Annotated in this window: 1 protein-coding gene; it reads right to left on the minus strand. The window is 63.1% G+C overall.

From position 1 onward, the window contains the following. A partial coding sequence (locus ACU8YC_RS26290) for a DUF72 domain-containing protein (protein WP_446896160.1) occupies positions 1 to 510 on the minus strand: 510 nt, incomplete at both ends.

The following is a 510-nucleotide window of genomic DNA, read 5'->3' on the forward strand; positions in this document are numbered from 1 at the left end:
TCTCCACCGCATGGCGCATGGGGCGCTTGCGGTCGATGGCCAGGTAGCTGCGACCTTCCATGCGTGGTTCGCAACCCTTGGCGATAGCCAGCGCCGCTTCGCTGTCGTGGGGCAGCTGGCGGAGGAAGGATTCGAACAGCTCGGGATCGAACTTGAACGAGGGTGGGAACTGCCAGAGGATCGGCCCCATCTTTTCCTTGAGCTGGAAGATGCCCGAGGCGAAGAAGTTGGCCAGCGGCTTTTCCACCTCGTTGAGCCGGCGGATGTGGGTGATGTAGCGCGGCCCCTTGATGCTGAAGACGAAGCCCTCGGGCGTGTCCTCGTACCAGTCCGCGTAGCGCTCCGGGGTCTGCAGTGAATAGAACGAACCGTTGATCTCGATGCTGCTCACCGCCCGAGAGGCGAAACGCAGCTCCTTTTTCTGCGTCAGCCCCTTGGGGTAGAAGTCGCCGCGCCAGGGCGCGTAACGCCAACCGGAGATGCCGATGTGGATACCCGCCATGGCCTGCC

The sequence above is a fragment of the Citrobacter sp. VF227 genome (genome assembly GCF_052950715.1).